At 27.4% G+C, this 21,274-nt stretch carries 17 protein-coding genes and 1 other annotated feature; of the genes, 9 read left to right on the top strand and 8 right to left on the bottom strand.

The features are described 5' to 3' along the window. Window positions 1-63 precede the first annotated feature (63 nt). Window positions 64-999: a magnesium transporter CorA family protein gene (locus KGF36_RS03000; protein ID WP_227434774.1), complete on the bottom strand. Its 936-nt coding sequence runs from the start codon at window positions 997-999 to the stop codon at window positions 64-66. Window positions 1,000-1,517: 518 nt separating this feature from the next. On the opposite strand from KGF36_RS03000, the gene KGF36_RS03005 reads away from it, so the two are divergent. Next, entirely contained in the window at window positions 1,518-2,030 is a 513-nt protein-coding gene (locus KGF36_RS03005; protein WP_227829428.1) for a flavin reductase family protein, read from the top strand. A gap of 306 nt (window positions 2,031-2,336) precedes the next feature. Here the strand turns inward: KGF36_RS03005 and KGF36_RS03010 are convergent, their stop codons facing one another. The 3 genes from KGF36_RS03010 to thrC all read right to left on the bottom strand — a co-directional run bounded on the left by KGF36_RS03010 (window position 2,337) and on the right by thrC (window position 5,906). Continuing rightward, window positions 2,337-3,395 (bottom strand): NAD(P)H-dependent flavin oxidoreductase, encoded by a 1,059-nt coding sequence (locus tag KGF36_RS03010; protein WP_413840491.1) that lies wholly within the window; start codon window positions 3,393-3,395, stop codon window positions 2,337-2,339. Between the two features lie 126 nt (window positions 3,396-3,521). After that, complete coding sequence (gene thrB, locus KGF36_RS03015; protein WP_227829427.1) at window positions 3,522-4,415, bottom strand: homoserine kinase; 894 nt, start codon at window positions 4,413-4,415, stop codon at window positions 3,522-3,524. A gap of 9 nt (window positions 4,416-4,424) precedes the next feature. After that, complete coding sequence (gene thrC / locus KGF36_RS03020; RefSeq protein ID WP_227850299.1) at window positions 4,425-5,906, bottom strand: threonine synthase; 1,482 nt, start codon at window positions 5,904-5,906, stop codon at window positions 4,425-4,427. A 106-nt stretch (window positions 5,907-6,012) separates the two neighbouring features. Next, window positions 6,013-6,242: a binding site (T-box leader), on the bottom strand. Between the two features lie 866 nt (window positions 6,243-7,108). On the opposite strand from thrC, the gene trxB reads away from it, so the two are divergent. Next, window positions 7,109-8,017: a thioredoxin-disulfide reductase gene (trxB, locus tag KGF36_RS03025; protein WP_227829425.1), complete on the top strand. Its 909-nt coding sequence runs from the start codon at window positions 7,109-7,111 to the stop codon at window positions 8,015-8,017. A gap of 93 nt (window positions 8,018-8,110) precedes the next feature. Here trxB and typA read toward each other — a convergent pair whose 3' ends face one another. After that, complete coding sequence (gene typA / locus KGF36_RS03030; protein WP_227829424.1) at window positions 8,111-9,934, bottom strand: translational GTPase TypA; 1,824 nt, start codon at window positions 9,932-9,934, stop codon at window positions 8,111-8,113. A gap of 214 nt (window positions 9,935-10,148) precedes the next feature. Between typA and KGF36_RS03035 the strand changes: the two genes are divergently transcribed. From KGF36_RS03035 to KGF36_RS03060, 6 genes are all read left to right on the top strand, one after another. Further along, window positions 10,149-10,391, top strand: coding sequence for a hypothetical protein (locus KGF36_RS03035; protein ID WP_227829423.1), 243 nt, complete (start codon window positions 10,149-10,151; stop codon window positions 10,389-10,391). A 118-nt stretch (window positions 10,392-10,509) separates the two neighbouring features. Continuing rightward, on the top strand, window positions 10,510-10,701 hold the full coding sequence (locus KGF36_RS03040) for a DUF1450 domain-containing protein (RefSeq protein ID WP_227829422.1): 192 nt from the start codon (window positions 10,510-10,512) through the stop codon (window positions 10,699-10,701). A 310-nt stretch (window positions 10,702-11,011) separates the two neighbouring features. After that, on the top strand, window positions 11,012-13,510 hold the full coding sequence (locus KGF36_RS03045; protein WP_227829421.1) for a heavy metal translocating P-type ATPase: 2,499 nt from the start codon (window positions 11,012-11,014) through the stop codon (window positions 13,508-13,510). A gap of 155 nt (window positions 13,511-13,665) precedes the next feature. After that, complete coding sequence (locus KGF36_RS03050; RefSeq protein WP_227434765.1) at window positions 13,666-14,334, top strand: response regulator transcription factor; 669 nt, start codon at window positions 13,666-13,668, stop codon at window positions 14,332-14,334. After that, window positions 14,318-15,595, top strand: a complete 1,278-nt coding sequence (locus KGF36_RS03055; protein ID WP_227829420.1) for a sensor histidine kinase — start codon at window positions 14,318-14,320, stop codon at window positions 15,593-15,595. Before KGF36_RS03050 ends, KGF36_RS03055 begins: the two co-directional genes overlap by 17 nt. A gap of 391 nt (window positions 15,596-15,986) precedes the next feature. Continuing rightward, on the top strand, window positions 15,987-16,208 hold the full coding sequence (locus KGF36_RS03060; RefSeq protein WP_227434761.1) for a hypothetical protein: 222 nt from the start codon (window positions 15,987-15,989) through the stop codon (window positions 16,206-16,208). Window positions 16,209-16,481: 273 nt separating this feature from the next. Here KGF36_RS03060 and KGF36_RS03065 read toward each other — a convergent pair whose 3' ends face one another. Beyond that, on the bottom strand, window positions 16,482-17,246 hold the full coding sequence (locus KGF36_RS03065; RefSeq protein ID WP_227829419.1) for a DeoR/GlpR family DNA-binding transcription regulator: 765 nt from the start codon (window positions 17,244-17,246) through the stop codon (window positions 16,482-16,484). A 286-nt stretch (window positions 17,247-17,532) separates the two neighbouring features. Here KGF36_RS03065 and fsa point away from each other — a divergent pair, with 286 nt between their 5' ends. Continuing rightward, on the top strand, window positions 17,533-18,207 hold the full coding sequence (fsa, locus tag KGF36_RS03070) for a fructose-6-phosphate aldolase (protein ID WP_227850303.1): 675 nt from the start codon (window positions 17,533-17,535) through the stop codon (window positions 18,205-18,207). Between the two features lie 129 nt (window positions 18,208-18,336). Here fsa and KGF36_RS03075 read toward each other — a convergent pair whose 3' ends face one another. Together KGF36_RS03075 and KGF36_RS03080 are read right to left on the bottom strand one after the other, a co-directional pair. Further along, on the bottom strand, window positions 18,337-19,731 hold the full coding sequence (locus tag KGF36_RS03075) for an SLC13 family permease (protein WP_227829417.1): 1,395 nt from the start codon (window positions 19,729-19,731) through the stop codon (window positions 18,337-18,339). A 63-nt stretch (window positions 19,732-19,794) separates the two neighbouring features. Continuing rightward, window positions 19,795-21,141, bottom strand: coding sequence for an MATE family efflux transporter (locus tag KGF36_RS03080; RefSeq protein ID WP_227829416.1), 1,347 nt, complete (start codon window positions 21,139-21,141; stop codon window positions 19,795-19,797). Between the last annotated feature and the right edge of the window lie 133 nt (window positions 21,142-21,274).

Here is a 21,274-nt window from a genome sequence, read left to right on the forward strand (position 1 = left end):
TAAATAAAAGCCATTGGAGTAAATGTAAATTAATTAACTCTAATGGCTTTCTCTTATTAATTTTTATAATAGCTTGTTTCTTGACATAAAAAATGTAATTATTATGCATATTATAGAAGTAATGAGCATAATTATCCAAAATCCATTTGGGTTATCAGAAAATGGCATATTGATAACATTCATACCAAAGAATCCTGATATTATTGTAGGTATTGAGAAAATTAGTGTAACTACTGTTAAAAATTGCATAACATTATTTTGATTATTACTTATAATTGCACTGAAAGCATCCATAATTCTACTCAATATATCTCCATATATTTTAGCCATATCAAGAGCCTGTCTATTTTCGACTATAACATCTTCTAAGAGGTCTTCATCATCTGGATATTTCTTTATACCAGCAGTTCTAACCATCTTGTTTAAGACCAACTCATTGGATTTTAAAGAGGTAGAGAAGTATACCAAAGACTTTTCTAATTCCAATAGTTGTACTAGTTCTTTGTTTTTCATAGATTTGTAAATTTCTCGCTCTATTATGATTGTCATTTTATTTATTTTTCTTAAGTAATGCAAGTAATAAGCTGCATTTTTGTGAAGAATTTGAAGCAAGAAGCGAGTTTTTTTAAATGTAAAAAAATCTTTAATATGACCAACTATAAAGTCATTTAAAATCTTAGTCTGTGCATTACAAACTGTTATAATAGCTTCTTGAGTTATTATAATACCTAAAGGTATTGTAGTATAATGAGAAGAATTAGAGTCACTTTCGTCTACTGGTATATCTATAAGTATAAGAGTATGATTGTCTTCAACATCTATTCTTGAGCGCTCTTCTTCATCTAGTGCAGATTCTATACTTTCTACATCTATATTTAATAAATTAGAAATTTCGTTGATTTCACTATGATTAGGTTCAACAAGATTTATCCAACAGCCATCTTCAAAAAAACTAAGTTTCTCTAATTTTGAATCTATAGTTTTGTAATATCTTATCATGGCAACACATCCTTTATTCAGTTTTATATAAATCTCATCATTTAATAGTATCTATTAATTAACTAATTTATATAACTGAATATCGTATTAGTTTTAAATTTAGATATTATTAAGTGATGAAATTGTAAAAAATTCTCTCCGCAACGGACTAGTATCCATTGCTCATCACTCTCCTTATTTATTATTTTATACATGCCTATATACAAAAGAAGTATTTTAAGCACTCTTTAATATAATACCTTTTCCAGGTATATAAATCAAGTTTTGATTTAGTTAAATGATATTTTTGACATAATTTACATGTAAAACGTAATAGTCATATTTAGACTATATAAAGTATATATATATTCTGAGTGAAAATATTAAATATATTAGAAAATGAATAGGCATCTATATCCTTACTCCTTTATAATATATTTTAATAGAAGATACTTTATTTTCCAAAGTAAATTCTAGTAATAATTTATGATGAAAATAAAAGTATTATCAATATAAGAGAATGAGAGGTTATTAGAGATATGAGTGAATTTAAAGAGATTATGTCAGAGGAAATTAAAAGCAATCCATTTAAGTTGATAGGTAAAGACTGGACATTGATAACAGCTGAAAAAGAAGGTAAAGTAAATACAATGACTGCTAGTTGGGGTGGACTTGGAGTTATGTGGGGTAAAAATGTTGCTTTTGTAGTAATAAGACCACAACGTTATACTAAAGAATTTATAGATAGTACAGATACATTTTCTCTTACTTTTTTTGACGAAGATTTTCGTAAAGAACTTTCTTATTGTGGTAAAGTGTCTGGTAGAGAAGAGGATAAAATATCTAAAACAGGATTTAATGTAGAACATTTAAATGATACACCTTATTTTAAAGAGGCAAAGTTGGCTATTATATGTAAAAAAATGCACTGCCAAAAAATTGACCCACAATGTTTTATTGATGAAGAGATAGATGGAAGATGGTATCCAAAAAAAGATTATCATACTCTATATGTAGCTGAGATAACAAATGTACTTGTAAAAGAAGATTAAATAATATGTAATGATAGGATTATATCAGTAATTAGTATTATAGAAAGCAAAGAAAATTTAATTATGATATGTAAGTGATTGAGTTTTTATAGATGAGATTTTCTACAGTTGATGGAAAATAAATTGAGTAAGAGCAAGTGAAATTTTTAAATACAATATTAATAATGGTGTAAATTATATTTATATAGTATCTAATAAAGATGAGAATATAAAGAAGCTAAGGATATAAATATGTTAATATAGATTGATTAGTAACATATTTAAAAATCCTTAGCTTGATAAAATTTTAATTTGTAAGTTTTCAAATTATAATTCAGAAATTAATTCATTGATAACATCTTCAACAGAGCTTAACTTATTAATTTTATACGCATTATTTCCACAGAATAAAAGTGAATTTTCCACATCTCCTTTAACAGCATTAATTAATGCTTGAGAAATACAGTATGGTGTTTCTTTTGGATTGCAAGGAATCAAACAGTTGTAACATTTTTTTATCTCTGGACGATTTGTTTTAACTTCTTCTATAAATTTATTTCTTATAGCACGTCCAGGAAGACCTACAGGGCTTTTAACTATGTGTACATCTTCTTCTGTAGCATTTATATATGCCATTTTAAAGTTTTCATGTGCATCACATTCATAAGTAGCAACAAATCTTGTACCAACTTGTACACCACTTGCTCCCATATCGATATATTTTTTTACATCACTACTAGAAGTTATACCACCAGCAGCAACAACTGGAATGTTCTTACCAAATTTTTCTCCATAATTATTTGCAACTTTTAATATCTCAACAAATTCCTTATCATAGTCTATAGAATCTATGTTATCAAGCTCCTCATTAGAGTATCCAAGATGACCACCAGCTTTTGGACCTTCAACAACTATTAAGTCAGCAGTAGTTTTCTCTTTTCTATCCCACATTTTTAAGATTACACTAGCAGCTTTTGCAGTAGAAACTATAGGTGCTATTTTTACATTACTTCCTTTTACTAAAGATGGTAGTTTATTAGGAAGTCCAGCCCCAGATATTATAAGGTCTACACCAGCTTTAACAGCTTCTTTTACATATGTTTCATATTCTTTCATAGCTACCATGAAATTAATGCCAATAATGCCACCATTTGAAATTTCTTTCGCTCTGGAAATATGTTTTTTTATAGCTCTTAAATTTGCATTTATAGTGTTAGTCTCAAAATCTTCCTCATCATAACCAATTTGAACTCCAGAAACTACACCAACACCACCAAGCTTAGCAACAGCACCAGCAAGTGATGATCTAGATATACCAACGCCCATTCCACCTTGAATTATAGGAACTTTTGCAACTAAATCTCCAATTATTAACTCTTTTATGATAATCCCTCCTCAATGTAAACATGTTTAAAGAACTAGATTATAATACTTAATATTATTACCTAGTCCTAATTATTATACTACAAATTATAATAAAAGAGTAGTTATATTTTATATGTGAGACAATAATTATAGAATATTTAAAACTGCTCCTTTAGAATCACAACACAACTCTTTTATTTCCCAATTAGAGTTTAAGTTTGATAGATAATCTCTCATATTATGCACGAAATTATCATCATTTTCTTTTATTAAAGCCATTATAGTAGGTCCAGCTCCACTTAAGAATACGCCAATACTATTTAATTGTTCAGATTTTTTAACAATATCACTGTAGTTTTCAATTAAAGTACCCCTATAATCTTGATGCAATTTATCTTGACAAGCTACTTTAAGAAGGTCAAAGTTTTTGTTTAACAGAGCAGACACGAGTAAAGCGACTCTACTAACATTAAACACTCCATCAGAATATGGTATTTCTTTTGGTAAAACACCTCTAGCTTTTTCAGTTGACAGTTTGAAATTAGGTATCATTGCACAAAATTTGAGTTCATTAGGGATTTCTATAATATCGTAGTGTATATTGTCATTATCAGTAACAGAAACAACCATATTACCTAAAATAGCAGGAGCAACATTATCTGGATGTCCCTCTATTTCTGAAGCTATATTTAACAACTGGCATTTATCTAAATTAGCATTTGATAGAGCATTTGCAGCTATAACACCAGCAACTATACAAGAGGCACTACTACCAAGACCTCTACATATAGGGACATCACTTTGGATTTTTATTTTGATACCAGCAGGTATTTTAGCTGGCTTAACTCTATCAAAGAAGTATTTCATAGATGTATAAACTAAATTATTTTCATTTTTGTAGGCATCTTCACAACCTTCTATTTCAAGACCGCTTTCAATTTCTTCAACATAAAATTTATTATATATATTTAAAGCAATTCCAAGACAATCAAATCCTGGACCTATATTTGCACTTGTTGCAGGAACTATAATTTCTAACATAATAATCACCTATACCTTTAAGAATTTTGCTATAGCTATTTTTAATTCATCTTTTTCATAAATATCTTTATGTAGTATTTCTGCATTTTGAAGATTTCTAATAGGTTTTGGTATATCTACCTTAGCAATACTTGATAATCTATCTATTATGGCGAAATCATCAAGATTTCCAAAATTGGAGTCTATAGATTTTAAAACATCTTCAGAAAACTTAAATGGGCTTGCAGTACTTACAACAACAGTTTTTGTGTCATCAGAAGTTTCTTTTTTGTATTTTTCATAACAATTATATGCAACAGCAGTATGAGTATCGATTAAATAATTGTAATTTTTAAAGACATTATTTATCGTGTTTTTAACTTCTTCCTCATTAGAATATTCACCATAGAATGAAGTCAGATTCTTTTTCATATCTTCATTTATTTTATAAACTCCATCGTAATTAAGGTCAGATAGAAGTCTGCTTACAATTTCAGTATTTCTATTTGATATTTCAAATAATAATCTTTCTAAATTACTTGAAATTAATATATCCATAGAAGGTGAAGAAGTCAATTTCAATGCTCTATTCTTATCATATATACCAGTTTTAAAGAAATCATAAAGCACATTGTTGTCATTTGATGCACATATCAATTTATTTATTGGAAGCCCCATTTGTTTAGCATAATATCCAGCTAAAATATTACCAAAGTTACCAGTTGGGACTACAAAATTTATTTTGTCATTTAACTTTATTTCATCACTATCTACCAATTTCATATATGAATAAAAATAGTATGCAACTTGAGGAAGAAGTCTTCCTATGTTAATTGAATTAGCAGAAGATAAGATATAATTACTATCTAATAGTTTTTCATTAAATTCCTTATCAGAGAAAATTCTCTTTACACCAGATTGTGCATCGTCAAAATTTCCTTTTATGCCAACTACATATGTATTTTTTCCAGTTTGGGTCTTCATCTGAAGTTTTTGCACTGCACTTACACCATCTTCTGGAAAGAATACAATTATTTTTATCTTGTCTATGTCTTTAAAACCTTCAAGTGCTGCTTTTCCTGTATCTCCAGATGTAGCAGTAAGAATTACAACATCTTTTTCTAAATTATCTTTTTTAATAGATGTTTTAAGAAGATGAGGCATTATAGTAAGTGCCATATCCTTAAATGCTAAAGTTGGACCATGATATAATTCCAAGAAATAAGCATCATTTACTTTATTTAATGGAGCTATACTAGTACAATCAAATTTTTCGTCATATGCATTTGTTATACAATCCTTAATCTCAGATTCAGTAAAATCGCATAAAAATTTGCTAAGTACAAAAAATGCTATTTGGGAATAAGTTAAATTTACTAAATCTATAAGTTCATTTTTTACATTTGGAAATTCACTTGGAACATAAAGACCACCATCGTTTGAAATTCCTTTTATTATTGCTTGTGATGCAGTTACTTTTTCTTTGGTGCCTCTTGTACTTGAATAATACATTTCTATAATCCTCCATATATTTTAAATTTTTAATTAGCTAATTAAACTAGATACAGAATATTTTAAAAACTGAATTTAGGTAATAAAAAAAGACCCTCATCCCTAAAAAAGGGACGAGAATCTGTTTCCCGCGGTTCCACCCAAATTGATTTTAAAAAATCCACTTGATACTTTAACGTAAGTAGTAAAACGTCTATTCCTACTAAAATCATAAGATAACTTCAGATAGAAGCTCCTAGGTAGTTTTCAATCTTTCTAGTTAAAGAAACTTTTCAGCTAATAGTTTCCTTCTCTGGTAACCGATTCAGATTTACTCTTCCTAATCAAAGCCTTTCAATATTCTTAATATTATTAATTATTCTAGAATATAAAACAGACAAAGTCAAGTATTAATATAAAAATTTGGAAAAATTATTTTTTAAAATGTAAAAAAATTGTAATCAAATTGTAATCAAATTGACTTTTAATGGGATATTTTTTTAACCTTTTTAAATCTATAAAAACTTGGATTTTCATAGAAATGAAGGGGATTTTAATAAAAACTAATTAGAAGATAAGAGTTACATATCTGTAATATTACAATTTCATACTACACTATATTACAAAAAAAGTTTACAAAACTTTAATTTGAAAAATGTAATTATATGGTATATCATATAAATATAGATGAATAGCGTTAATATTTAAACAATTAATTGTAATTGACTTAATCAAAGTATATAATTTTTAATTTGAAAAAAATACTATTGTAAAATTACAAATATGTTCAAATTAAATTCACAAGTATTTCACATAATAAGAGTATACTGTAAACAAAAGGAGGTATTAAATATGGGAATAGTACTTATAACAGCAGCATTAGTTTTGGTTATGTATGGACTTTCAATTCTATCATATATATCAGAAAGCAATATATTAGAAGACACTGTAAATGATAACCAATAAGGTTTTAAATTATATAAATAAGTAGAACTGTAAGTAAAAATTACTTTTTATTTACAGTTTTTTTATATATTTATTAAATAAAGTTAATATATAAAAAATGATGTTTTATTTATAGCTATCAGTTTTCAAATTAATCTTTTCTATAAACTAACAAAAAATAATGTTTTGTTTATAGTATATATGGATAATAATAGTAAAGTATAATAATAATGAGAATAATATATAAGAAATAATAATATAAAGAGAGGTAAATTGTCATGGTAGATATTATTGTAATTGGTGCTGGACCAGCAGGTTTAACTTCAGCAATTTATGCTATGAGATCTGGTTTAAGTGTAACAGTCTTTGAAAAAAATATTTATGGAGGTCAAGTTGCAAGTACATCTGAGGTAGAAAATTATCCAGCAGTTCAAAAAATTTCTGGTATAGAGTTTTCTACTAACATATATAATCAAGCAGTCGCTCAGGGTGTTGATATTCAGTTTGATGAAGTAGAAGAGATAAATTTAGAAGGTAAAGTAAAAATTGTTAAAACAGCATCAGGAGAGCATAAAGCAAAGGCTGTTATCCTTGCAAATGGAGTCGAAAGACGTAAATTAGGATGTGTTGGAGAAAAAGAGTTTACAGGTAGAGGAGTATCTTATTGTGCAACATGTGATGGAGCCTTTTTTAAGAATAAAGAAGTTGCAATAGTTGGTGGAGGAAATACTGCATTAGAAGATGCTTTATTTTTAGCTAATAATTGTACAAAAGTGTACTTAATTCACAGAAGAGATGATTTTAGAGGTGAAGAAGTATTAGAAAAGTCAGTAAAGGCAAGAAAAAATATTGAGATACTTTACAGTCATGGTGTAGAAAAAATAGAAGGTGAAAAGACAGTATCAAGAATAGAAGTAAAAGACTTAAAAACTGAGGAGAAAAGAACTATAGATGTAAGTGGTATTTTCATTGCTATAGGACTTAAGCCTAACAATAAAATGTTTGAAAATGTTCTTGAGTTAGATGAAGGTGGGTATATAGTTTCAGATGAATCTTGTACAACATCAGTTGAAGGTGTATATGTAGCAGGAGATAGTAGAACTAAGTTTTTACGTCAAATAATAACAGCAGCCTCAGATGGTGCTATTGCAGCTGTTCAAGCTGCTAACTATATAAATATTGAATAAATATAGCTTTTAAATAAAAATAGCCATATAACACTATAAAGAAAATATATCTTTAAGTATTATATGGCCATTTTAGTAAATAGATATTATAATTTATTTACCTTGTCTAGACTTATTATATCTCAATCTATCATGTTCATTTAATAATCTTTTTCTAAGTCTTATAGAATCTGGTGTAATTTCAACTAATTCATCATCTTCTATAAATTCTAATGCTTCCTCAAGAGTGAATATTCTAGGAGGTGATAATTTTATAGCATCATCTGAACCAGAAGCACGTACGTTACTCATTTTCTTGTTTTTACAAGGATTAACTACCATGTCATCTTTTCTAGAATTCATACCAATTATCATACCTTCATAAACTTCTACACCAGGGTCTACAAACATCGTAGCTCTATCACTTAAAGCATTAAGAGAATATCCCATAGTAACACCAGGTCCTTGTGCTATTAAGACACCATTTCCTCTTGAAGGTATTTCACCCTTAAATTCTTCAAATTTTTCGAATGAACGAACTAGAGTACCTTCTCCACGAGTAGCATTTATAAACTCACTTCTATATCCTAAAAGACCACGAGTAGGAGCTAAGAATTCTATTTTTACATAGTCTCCTTCTATTGACATAGACTCCATCATACCTTTTCTCATGTTCAATTCATTTATAATAGTACCTGAATAAACTTCTGGACAGTTTACAATAACTCTTTCTACTGGTTCCATTAATTTTCCATCTTCTTTATGCATTAAAACTTCAGGCTTAGAAACACCAACTTCATAACCTTCACGTCTCATATTTTCAAGAAGTATAGATAAGTGAAGTTCTCCACGTCCAGAAACTTTATACCCATCAGTAGTATCAAGAGGTTCAACTTTAAGTCCTACATTTACTTCAAGTTCTTTTTCAAGTCTGTCTTTTAAATGTCTAGTTGTAACGAATTTTCCGCTTTTTCCAACAAATGGAGAATCATTTACTAAGAAGTTCATAGAAAGAGTAGGTTCTTCTATTTTTATCATTTCCATAGGAAGTGGATTATCTAAATCACATAGAGTTTCTCCTATAGATATATCAGGAATACCAGATATAACAACTATTTCTCCGCTAGTAGCTTCATTCACTTCAACTTGTTTTAAACCTTCATATACAGAAAGTCTTGATACTTTTCCTCTAGATACAACAGAACCTTCTCTACAAATAGCAACTTGTTCATTGTTTTTAAGTGTTCCTTTATAGATTCTACCTATACCAAGTCTACCTACATAATCATCATATGCAAGAGCTGATATTTGGAATTGTAGAGATTCATTGTCGTAATCAGGATAAGCTTCAACATGATTTACAATAGTTTTAAATAGTGGAGATAGGTCTTCACTGTCATCATCCATTTCAAGTTTAGCTATACCTTGTTTAGCTATTCCATATATTATAGGGAACTCACATTGTTCGTCTGTTGCATTTAAGTCTACAAATAAATCGAAAACTTCATTAACTACTTCTTCCGCTCTTTGGTCTTTTTTATCAATCTTATTGATAAATAGTATTGGTTTTAAACCGAACTCTAAAGATTTTTGTAAAACAAATCTAGTTTGAGGCATTGGGCCTTCGCTTGCATCAACTAGTAAAATAACTGTGTCAACAGTTTTCATAACACGTTCAACTTCAGAAGAAAAGTCGCTATGTCCTGGTGTATCAACTATATTTATTTTATAGTCTTGATAGTTTATTGCACAGTTTTTTGAATATATAGTTATGCCTCTTTCTTTCTCAAGGTCGTTACTGTCCATAACGCAGTCTTTAACTACTTCATTTTCTCTAAAAACACCACTTTGAGAAAGGAAAGCATCAACTAGTGTTGATTTTCCTGCATCAACGTGGGCAATAACTGCGATATTTATAATTTTATGTTTTTGTGACATTTTTGTTGCTCCCTTCGATTAAAATAACTTATTAATTATATCACAATATATTATTAGGTACAAGGAAAAATAGATTAAAATGCATTAATATAATTCAAATTAGGTAAAAATGTTGATTTCAAATATATAAATTTATTTTGTTTAAAAAATTTTTTTAGACAAATAATAAATTTATAAATGAAAATACTAATTTAAAAGTAGAGGATGATATATATTGGAAGTAACTAAAATAATCATTAAATATTTTAACAGTGAAAGTGATACTTTCATAAAAGAAGAAGTAGATAATTTTGATGAACTTTTAAGATGGTCTAAAAAGTTTATTGAGGGTAAAAAAATAGAAGAAGATGTTTTATATATAAAATCTAAAGAAAACTATAAAGTAAATGTAGTTAAGCTTATAGAAGTTAAAGAATTGGAGATAGTAAGAAAACAACAGATACCTCCATACATGTAATAATAAAATTGATATAAATTGGAATACATGGAAATAATTTATTATAAAAAAAAATTTATAAAACTTATATTTGGGTATAACAGTATTAATTAGACATTAATTAAGGAGGAACTTAAATATGATAAGAGTATGTCCAAACTGTTCAAATGTGGATGTAAATAAGTTAAAAACTTTAGTTGGAGAAGAAAATGTGAAGACTGGTTGTATAGGTCAATGTAGAGCATTTAAAAAGGAAGCTGTAGGAATAATAGATAATGAGCTTGAAATAAAAGAAACAGAGGAAGAATTTTTTGAAGCATGTAAGAAATAAAATATACATGTAAGAAAAAACTACAGTAGAAAATAAATTATATAAAAGAGAGCATATAAATTGAGTAAGTATTTAGCAATTTATGTGCTCTCTTTTTATGTATATATTTAATTATGAGTATACTTTTCTATTAAATACAAATAAATATAACTAAATTAAATTTATTTATTAAAAAAATATTGATTAAATATACCTATAGGGGGTATAATAAATACTATAGATTTCCAAATAAAGAATTTATCAATATTACATATCAAGATAAAACATACAAATTAATTGAAAATATATTGAAAGAGAGGAAGAGTTTATTATGAGTTCAAATAAAATAGTAGAAAATTATAAAATCACAGGTATGACATGTGCAGCTTGTGCAAAGGCGGTAGAAAGAGTAACTAAGAAATTAGATGGAGTATATGACCAAAGCGTAAATATAGCTACTGAAAAACTTAAGATAGAATATGATAATTCTAAAGTTAGCTTTGATGATATAAAACAAGTTGTAGAAAAAGCTGGATATGGAATTATAAAGGAAGAAAGTAATAAAAAAATTGATATGAAAATTGATGGAATGACATGTGCAGCTTGTGCAAAAGCTGTAGAGAGAGTAGTAAAAAAATTGGATGGAGTAGAAAGTATTAGTGTAAATATTGCAACAGATAAAGCTAATATAGACTATAATCCATCAAAAGTAAAATTATCTCAGATAAAAGCAGCTATAGAAAAAGCTGGTTATAAACCAATAGAAGAAGTAAAAAACAAAGTTGATGTAGATGAAGATAAAGTAAGAAAAGAAAAAGAAATGAATACTTTATTTATTAAATTCATAGTTGCAATAGTATTTGCAGTACCTTTGTTTTATATAGCAATGGGTCCTATGATAATAAAACCTATAGGACCATGGCCTTTACCAGAAATTCTAAATCCCATGACAAATACTCTAAATTATGCGTTAGCCCAATTGATTTTAGTAATACCAGTAATGATAGCTGGATATAAATTTTATATAAATGGCTTTAAAGCACTTTTTTCTTTAAGTCCTAATATGGATTCTTTAGTTGCAATTGGTACATTGGCAGCATTTTTATATAGTCTATACACAACAATACAAATAGCAAATGGACAAATTCAGGGTATGCACCATCATCAGTTGTATTATGAAAGCGCAGGAATAATAATAGCACTTATATTACTTGGTAAATATTTAGAATCAAAATCAAAAGGAAAAACATCAGAAGCAATTAAAAAACTTATGGGGCTACAACCTAAAACTGCAATAGTAATAGTTGATGGTAAAGAAATAGAGACTCCTATAGAAGAAGTTGAAATAGGAGATATAATACTAGTAAAACCAGGGACTAAAATACCAGTAGATGGAGTTGTAATAGAGGGATATACATCAGTTGATGAATCTATGCTTACAGGTGAAAGTATACCAGTAGAAAAAAATATTGGAAGTAAAGTTACAGGTGCTAGTATAAATAAAAATGGTGTTATTAAATTTAAAGCTGAAAAAATTGGTGGAGATACAGCTCTTGCTCAAATAATAAAATTAGTTGAAGATGCACAGGGGACAAAAGCACCTATTGCTAAACTTGCTGATACTGTTTCTGGATATTTTGTACCAATAGTAATTGCAATAGCTATAGTCTCATCATTACTGTGGTTTTTAGTGGGTGGAAAAGACATAGTATTTGTACTTACTATATTCATATCAATACTTGTAATTGCTTGCCCTTGTGCATTAGGATTGGCTACACCAACTGCTATAATGGTTGGAACTGGAAAAGGTGCAGAAAATGGGATACTGATAAAAGGTGGGGAAGCACTAGAATCTGCTCACAAAGTAAATACAGTAATATTTGATAAAACAGGTACAATAACAGAAGGAAAACCAAAAGTAACAGATATTGTGTTAAATAATGTGAAAGAAGAATACCTAATTAAGATTGCTTCAAGTGCAGAGAAAGGTTCAGAACATCCTCTAGGAGAAGCAATAGTTAGATATGGGGAAGATAAAAATATACAGATTGAAAAAGTTGATAACTTTAAAGCTATACCAGGTGCTGGTATACAAGTTACTATAAATAATGAAAATATATTACTTGGAAATAGAAAACTTATGAACGACAATAATATCAACCTTAAAGATTTAGAGGAAAAATCTAATATACTGGCAAGTCAAGGTAAGACACCTATGTATATTGCTGTAGATGGAAATTTATCAGGAATAATTGCAGTTGCAGATGTGGTTAAAGAAAGTAGTAAAAAGGCAATAGATATTCTTCATAATATGGGAATAAAAGTTGCGATGGTAACTGGAGATAATGTTAAGACTGCAAATGCTATAGCAAGTCAAGTAGGTATAGATATGGTATTAGCAGAGGTTTTACCAGAAGATAAGTCAAAAGAAGTTGAAAAATTGCAAAATCAAGGTAAGTTTGTTGCAATGGTAGGAGATGGAATAAATGATGCACCAGCTCTTGCAAAAGCTGATATAGGCATAGCAATAGGAAGTGGAACAGATGTAGCAATTGAGTCTGCAGATATAGTGCTTATGAAGAGTGATTTGATGGATGTTCCAACTGCGATTAAACTTAGTAATGAAACTATAAAAAATATAAAGCAAAACCTATTTTGGGCATTTGGATATAATACAATTGGTATACCTGTAGCAGCAGGATTATTGTATATCTTTGGAGGACCTCTTTTAAATCCAATGATTGCAGCAGCAGCTATGAGTTTAAGTTCAGTTTCAGTGGTTTCAAATGCACTTAGACTTAAAAATTTCAAAGCATATAAAAAAAATTAGAACAATAAATTAAGCAAAAATGTATTTAAAAGAGCTATCTTTAATTAAAAGGATTAATTTACAAATTAAGATAGCTCTTTTTTCATGTAAAATTCACAACAATGAGATAAAATATAAGTAATATAGGAAATTTTAAAATAGAAAGGATTGATAGGATGAACTCGTCAATACTTGTAATCGAAGACGATTCAAACATACAAGAATTAATATCAGAGTTTTTAAGTGCAGAAGGCTATCAGGTCGAGTCAGCAAATGATGGATTAGAAGGTATACAAAAATTTAAGCAAGGAAGTTATGACTTAGTAATATTAGATATAATGATGCCAAACTTAGATGGTTATGGAGTTTGTAAAATGATAAGAAAATCATCAAGTGTTCCAATTATATTTTTGACTGCTTTAAACGATGAAGGAGATCAACTTAAGGGATTTGATTTAGAATGCGATGATTATATAACAAAACCATTTTCATTTAATCTTCTCATTAAAAGAGTAGAAGCTATCTTGAGAAGAAGCAACAAAACGATAAATGATAAGTTTATAGTTTTTGAAAAATTAAAGTTAGATTTAAACACATATATTGCTGAGATAGATGGAGAGCCTATAGAACTTACATTAAAAGAATTTAATATATTGAAAGCTTTGATAGAAAAATATCCACAGGTTATAACTAGGGAAGGTCTTTTAGATAGTATATGGGGTTATGATTATTATGGAGATACTAGAATTGTTGATGCACATATAAAAAATATAAGAAAAAAAATATCATTACCATATATTAAAACTGTAAAAGGAATAGGATACACACTTGAGAAGGATATTTGATAAGTGGGAAAAATTAAGTATAAAGTATAAATTATTTTCCATAACAACATCATTATTAATAGCATTAGCTTTAATAATATATCTAATTTTATATTTTTTATTGCCATCATATTATCATGAGTATAAAATTGAGTCTCTTCAAGAAAGCTTAAAGTCTCTAGTAGATAGTTCAATTCACTTTGATACATATACTTTAGAAGAAAGACTTTATTATATGGCTAAAGACCAAAACCTTGCTATTTTATTAAAAGATAACCAAGGAAAAATTGTATATGGTAAAAATGAAGTAGTTATTTTAAGATATAGTAAGTATATGATTAATAGTATTGAAGATGAGTATAGAACATCTATACCTATATATACAAAAGACTCAAAAGACGGACCATATAGTTTAGAACTTGTTATGCCATTACAGCCAATTGATGAAGCAAATGAAGTCATAAGAAAGTTAATGCCATACATTATATCAATAGCGATATTAATAGCAATTATTGGAGCATATATATATTCAATCGTAATAACAAAACCTCTTATAAATATAATAGAGAGTGAAAGAGAACAGGAATATAGAAGAAAGGATTTTGTTGCAACTATATCACATGAATTAAAAACTCCAATAACCATAATAAGTGGTCAAATTGAAGGAATGATTTATAGTGTAGGTAAGTATAAAGATAGGGATACTTACTTGAAAAAATCATATGAATGTACACAAGAGCTAAAAGATTTAGTAAATGAGATGATAGAGGTTTCAAAATCAGAAATACTAGAAAAAGATTTAAAACTAGTATCTATAAATATAAGTGAACTTTTAAATAGATTGGTAAAAAGACAAGTATTTTTAATAGAAGAAAAACATATGAAAACTATTTTGCAAATAGAAGAAAACCTAGAAATTAAGGCAGACCAAGAGAGAATAACTAAAGCAATTAATAATATAATAAATAATGCTATAAAATATTCTCCTGAAGGCTCAGAGCTTATAATTAGACTTTATGATAAAAACAGTCGAATAAACAAAAAAACTTCTAATCAAAGAGTTATTTTAGAAATTGAAAATACTGGTGTAACTATAGAGAAACGTTACTTAGAAGAGATATTTAATCCATTTTATAGAATAGAAAAATCTCGTTCAAGAAAAACTGGAGGAAGTGGACTGGGTCTTTATATAGTCAGTCAAATTTTTAAAACTCATGGGTTTGAATATAGTATAAAAAATAAGGAAAACTCTGTAGTATTTACGGTTGAGTTCAAAAATTAGAAGTTTCAATAATAGTTCATTTCAAAATCACAAAAAATTCATACTAAAAATGTATTATGTAAATAGAAATAAAAAAATTTTAAACCATAAAATAACACCAAGCTATAATGATGATATAACTTAACATCCTCCAATTAAATCATCATTATAGTAATTCCCAACAATTAAATACAATGGATTTAAGAAATAACATTGAGCGTAAAGTATATATGCTTGATGTTATTTTTATTTTAAAACGAAAAATAGGGAATCTTTATTAAACGTTATATATTCAGATAGTCTTAAATTACTTTTAATAACTTAAAAATTATACTTGATAGAGTAAATAAATATATACATTTTGGGAAAAATAACTGTAGGAAGTATTATATTTACAGAGGAGGTAGTTTTGATGGATAGACTTAAAAGAGATATGAAAAACATGAAAGAAGATTTAAAAGAAGGTGCTAAAAAGACAGCTTATGTAATGAAAAATACTGCTGAAGACTTAAAAGATGATGCTCAAGGTGCTATGGTAAACCTAGAAATGAAGAAAGATGAAATGATGGAAAGATATGAGCAAAAGAAATTTGCAAAAGATTTAGAAAAGCAAATGAAAGATGAAATGAAATAAAGTTTTGTCTATAGATTTAGGTACTATTGTCAATAGTAGTTTTTAGATAAAAAAGACTATAAAAGGTTTTATAGAAGAAATAGACTTTCTAAAAATAACTGTATTATGTTTAGAAGGTCTATTTCAAATATATTATATTTAAATCATGTTAATTTTAAAATTTTAAATATTGAATTTGATTATTACTGTAATCATATATAATTAAGGTTTTTAAGGATATTTACAAAATAATAGTTTATCTCTTGAATCTATTTGCAAAATATATCATTAGGTTTATAAAACATTCACATTAAATTCTGATAAAGTATTTACTATATCAGAAGTAGGTGATTTTTCTGTAATTATAGAACTAATATCCTCTAAATGAGCAAACTTAAAGTTTCCATCAAGTTTAAATTTTTTATCTTCCATAACTATAAATACTCTTTTACTTGAATTTATTATAGCTTTTTTTGTAAGTCCATCTTCAATTTCAAATGTTGTAAGAGAAGAATTAAATACATCTACACCACAACTGCCCATAAACGTTTTATCAAATTTATATCTTGATATAAATTCTATTGTTGGAGTTCCAACAAATCCATCTAAGCTAAGATTTAATAAACCACCAGTAGAAATTACATTTAAATTATTGGGCTTTGAAGTAACTACATTTAGTATATCTAGCATATTTGTGACCAATGTTACTTTCTTATTGCTTTCAGCTAAAAGTTTAGCCAACAATATATTGATTGTAGATATATCTAAAAATATAGTTTCTCTATCTGTAATTAGATTAAATGCTTTTTCTGCTATTATTTTTTTTGTTGGTATATTAATTTCTTTTCTATCTTTTGTATCTTGGTTTTCAAGAGTTTCTCTGACTAGTACAGCTCCACCATAAATTCTTCGTATTGAAGAAATTTTTTCTATATTTTTTAAATCTTTTCTTATACAATCTTCTGTAACATTAAATTTTGAACTAAGTTCTTTTACAGTAACTCTTCCTTCTTTTTTTAGGATATTTAATATAGCCTGAATCCTTTCTTCTGCAAACATCTTTTACCTCTTTTCCTAAATATAGTATTATAGTAAATATTATAAGATAAAAGATAAAATATCAACTATTTTAATATAGAATACAAAATTAATTTAATATAAAAAGTATATTATTCTTAATAGTCTATTTAAAACTTAATAAATAAAGAAATTATAAAAATATACAACAAAATCAAACAATAAAAAAACAGAAAAAACAATAACAAAAAAGTTGAAAATAATACCAAACCAATATATAATAAGAATAAATAAAATAAAAAAATAAAGTTTAAAGGGGGATATTTTAATGCAACTAATCTTAGATACAGGTAACATAGAGGAGATTAAAGAGCTATGTACTTATTTACCAGTTGATGGTGTAACAACAAATCCAAGTATTGTTTCAAAAGAAAAAAAGAATTTTAAGCAACTTATAAGTGAGATTGGTGAAATTATAGGTGAGGATATGCCTATACATGCTCAAGTATTAAGTACAAAGTATGAAGATATATTAGAAGAAGCATTATATATAAGCAGTTTGAGAGAAAACATATATGTGAAAATACCTGTAACACAAGATGGTTTAAGAGCTATAAAAGACCTTCATAAAAAAGGAATAAAAATAACTGCTACTGCAATATTTACTGCTCATCAGGGATTTTTAGCTGCAAAAGCTGGGGCAAACTATGTTGCACCTTATGTAAACAGACTTGATAATATATCTGGTGATGGTGTATCTGTGGTTTCAGAGCTTGTAAAAATAATAGATACTTATAATATGGATACAAAGATACTTGCTGCTAGTTTTAAAAATGCACAACAGGTTATAGAATTAATGAAGTGTGGAGTACACAGTGTTACAGTACCATATGATATTTGTAAATCCATGATGAATCACCCATTGACAGATTGGAGTGTTGATAAGTTTATAGAAGATTGGGAAAATACTTTTGGAAAAGGTAGCAAAACAAATAACATTTAATTTGAGAATAAAAAATTAGTTTTTATGAAATTTTATAAATAGATTTTTATAAAAAAGATGAAAATATGAATTAACTTAAGATAATAATATTCTAAATTATTAAAAAGAAAATTCATATTTTCATCTTTGTCAAACTTCTAGACCTATAAATCTCCACCAAGGGAATGTTATACAGATTATTATAAAATAGGTTAAAGGAATTAAGGTTAAACCATACTTAAAAATAACCTTACTATTATATAGATTCTCACCATGTCCAACCATTATTGTTGCATGATGAAAAGGCAGGATGTATTGTATACTTACTACAATATAAACAAAAAGGCAAAGAACAATACTATTTTCTTTTAATATATGTAAACTTCCAAGTAATGGTATCACCACAGAGGATGTAGTGACAGCACTTCCAAGGCATATATTCAATACTATTGTCAGGGTTATTAAAAATAATATTGAAATAGTTTTTGAAGAGTTTGGAATTAATTTTATTAAATAGTTTCCCATTATATCAACAACTCCAGAGTACTTTAGCACTCCTCCAATAGAAAACGCTGCTATAAAAAAAATAAGAACTTTCCAATTTATTTCTTTTAAAGTATTAAAACCAATTATTCTTTTTAACAACAAAAGAAGTACACAAATAGACATTATAATTAGTGTATTTAAATTATGAATAAATTGAGTTAGAAACATAAAAAACATTATTCCTAAACATAAAAATACGTGTTTTTGTTCATCGCTTAATAAATGAAACTCTTTTTTCAGATTAGAATAGGAAAATTGAAATTTACTAGAATTAAGATTATCACAAGAAACAAATTTTATTAAAGACAATTCCTTTTTAAAAACAAATATAAATAAAAAATAAGTTATAAAACAAGTAATTATAGTTGGAACAGACATATAAAAAGCCCACTGACTCCAGTTTATATTACAATTTCCAAGTTCTAGGACTACATAGTTTAAAAGAGTATCTCCATTTACAAAAAACATTGATGTAAATGTAGATGCTGTAAATATACTGAACAGAAGTATAGATTTTGAATCTTCAGTTAAGTGTTGTTCTTTAAAAAATTCCTTATAAAAGGCGGACACAAGAATGACTCTTGGAAATGGTTGTGGTATGAAAAATATTAATAATACACCTAAAATATATGATAAAAAAATCATTTTTTTAGGGGTATCTACAGTATTTAAAATTAATTTTTCAGAAATAATTTTTGCAACACCTGTCTTTGCAACTGCATTAGTAATTATGTAAGCAAGGATTATTATATAAAAATTTTCTGTAAATAAAAATTGTAAAATAACACTTAAAGGTGCAATATTAAAAATAAAAGCTAATATTACAAAGACTAGTGCAACTACAGTTTTTTCAACAGAGTCTACAGCCCATATTAAGATAGTTAAAAAAGATAAGCATATAGAAAATTTTATATTGAAACTATAATTTAGAAAGAAGTAAAGAATTATAGTAACCATAATAGTCATACAAAATTGTTTTGGCTTAAGAATAATATCCATTTTTTGTATCCACCTCCATAATTTATTATATCATAATGAAGGTGAATACATTTTATTAAAAGATTATTCATTAATTCTATGATTTACAATAGCTTTAGTTTTCCAATACCCTTTTTTATAATAGATGACTGTAACAATAAGACCTAAAGTCCAACCAAAAGGGATACCCATCCAAATTCCATCTGTTCCAAATAATCTAGAAAATAAATAAGAAGCAGGAATTCTTCCAAGCCATAATGATACGACTGAACTCATCAGAGCAAACATAGAATCACCAGCACCTTTCATTGCACTTGAAAGTACAAAGGAAGTACCAATAAATAAGAAAAAAGGTCCTATTATAAATAAGTAAGAAGAGCCAATTTCAATAACTTCTTTGTCAGTATTAAATAAAGAAATTAAGTTCTCTCTAAATAATAAGATTAAGGCAACGACTACAATTGCTAGAATTAAAGTCATTTTTATAGATTCACGAATTCCTTTTCTAACCCTTTCACTTTCTCCAGCACCTATATTTTGAGCAACAAAAGTGGAAACAGCAGAACCAAGGTTCATGATAGGTAAGCTTATAAAGTTTTCTATTCTAAGACCAGCTCCAAAAGCTGCCATAGCAGATGTACCATAACTATTAACTAAAAATTGAAGAGCCATGTTGCCAATTGAAAATAACATCTGTTGAACTCCACTTGGAAGTCCTAATCTAAGACCATCTTTAAATATTTTATTATCATATACAATTCCTTTAATCTTAAATTTAAGTACTTCGTGTTTTTTATTTAAATATATTATGCTAATTATGAATGATACTGCTTGAGCCATTATAGTGGCAAGTGCAACGCCTTCAACTCCCATTTTCAAGACTACAATAAAAGTTAAATCTAAAACTATATTTAAAATTGTGGCTATTATTAAAAAATAAAGTGGAGTTACTGAATCTCCAAGTCCTCTAAGTATTGCACTTACTGAATTGTATCCAGCAGAAAATAAGATTCCACCAAATATTATAGTAAGATATAGTTTTGACTGATTAAAAACTGATTCTGGAGTATTCATAAGCTTAAGCATAGGACCTCCAAATACTATTCCAATAACACTAATTAATATAGAGCCAATAAATAAAAGTATATATGTAGTATCAATAGTAGCTTTTACTTTTTTTAAATCTCCTGAACCATAAAACTGTGAAATTAAAATAGAAAAACCAAGACTGACACCCATAAGCATTGCTACTAGCAAAAACATTATAGGGTTAGCACCTGAGACTGCAGCCATAGCTTCTTTACCAATAAATCTACCAACTATAATACTGTCAGCAGTATTGTATAGTTGTTGAAATAAACTACCAATAAGCATAGGCATAGCAAAAAAGAATATAGATTTTCCCTCATGACCTGTAGTTAAATCTTTCACCCTTATTCCTCCAAATTTAAAAATTATTAATTATCAAGTTGCTATAATAAATATAATATAATCTTAACATAAACTTTATGTCCCTACTATAAATAAATTGTATTAAATAATCATATATTTTATAAAAATGCAA

It is taken from the genome of Clostridioides sp. ZZV14-6009 (assembly GCF_020658095.1).
Taxonomy (GTDB): domain Bacteria; phylum Bacillota; class Clostridia; order Peptostreptococcales; family Peptostreptococcaceae; genus Clostridioides.